This is a genomic window from Bacillus sp. P4_D3 (assembly GCF_056401855.1).
The window spans coordinates 1-1399 of sequence record NZ_JBFUIN010000772.1; the positions used below are offsets into that span (position 1 = coordinate 1).

At 28.5% G+C, this 1399-nt stretch carries 2 pseudogenes; both read right to left on the reverse strand.

The window, feature by feature from the left end:
- Positions 1-68: 68 nt before the first annotated feature.
- A pseudogene (locus AC1DTM_RS26525) lies at positions 69-677 on the reverse strand (hypothetical protein); the annotation flags it as partial.
- 201 nt (positions 678-878) lie between these two features.
- A pseudogene (locus AC1DTM_RS26530) lies at positions 879-1399 on the reverse strand (LAGLIDADG family homing endonuclease); the annotation flags it as partial.

Below are 1399 nucleotides of genomic sequence, written 5' to 3' on the forward strand. Positions count from 1 at the left end.
CAGTAATAGCATCGTGAAAATCCTCTTCAAACAGTAATAGCATCGTGAAAATCCTCTTCAAACGTTTATTTATTCGCAGTTATTAAATTCAAWGTTGTATATCGAGTGTTTCCATAAAGACCAATTTGATATTCCCCTAAATCCAAATACGTATTACCATACATTCCAAAGGACTCTTTGTCTGTTTGTTCTTGTTCTAGAATCGCATAATAATATCTTTTATTGTTTTTCAAAGGCCGTTCTGTTTCTGAATAGTTTTCTTCAATGTTAATTATTTGTCCAAAATCTAATAACACACCACTATATAGTAAAAGACTGTACGATTCTTTAGGTAAATGATTAAATGTCTCGATTCTTTTAGACATAGCATCAATTTGATTAGAATGCTTTTCAATTATGTTAAGTGCAGTTTTAATTAGAGGCTCACATAGGTTATACAGTTTTTCTCCTTCATTAGCTGTTATAACCATACATGTTGGATAGTAACTCCCTTCTGTCTCATTCAATAAACCTCCTAGTTCTAATGCGTGCATTTGTTTTTCGAATTCCTCGTTAGTCCAATTTAGCTTCGTTTTTATAGCATTGGATCCTATAACAAGATGCAGCATCACAAGTAAATATTGAATATTTGTTTCACTTATTTTTATAGTTGGAGAATTATCTCCAGATGAAATCATTTTAGTCTCCTAAGCTGTTTATAGTATTTTCTCTGGAGTATTATTAGCAAGCATCATTACATCCCTCCTTTTTAAATAAGTTAATTGTAAAATCTATGTATTTACTATGTTCTATAAATAAAAATAAGTGCCCTTTAATAATCTCAAATTAAAAACCTTAGTATGGCTATCTTAATACCTATACTAAGGTTATCTAGAATTTTATATTGTGTTATTGCTATTTGTATATGCCAAATTAATTTGTTCATATTCTTTTTTAAATTGATTATCATTTTTTATCCAACGTTTAAATGTTAATTCATTAATATTTATATTTGAACATGCGGTAGTAATACATTTGTTTTTCTCATAATCTTTAAGGAAGTTTTCTTTTCTTTGCATAACTGCAGCTTGAGTTCTTTTTAATTTTCGATCTTGTAATTGTTCTAAACTTACATGTTCTTTATGAAATGTTTCATATTTTCTATGCAAATATATATCTTTGTCTTTATAAATCCAATTTGCAAAAAGCTGAATTGATTTTCTCCCAGTCAGCATGACACGATAATGTGTATTTTGATTTAAAAGGTTAGAATTTAAGTTTTAATTTTGCAGAACTTGGTTTAGAGAGTTCATAAAATTATATGATCCTCCTACAAAACTTACTGTATATGCTTCATAATTGACATAACCATCTCCGTCAAAATACCCTCGAATAAAATGATGCAGATATTCATCTGGTA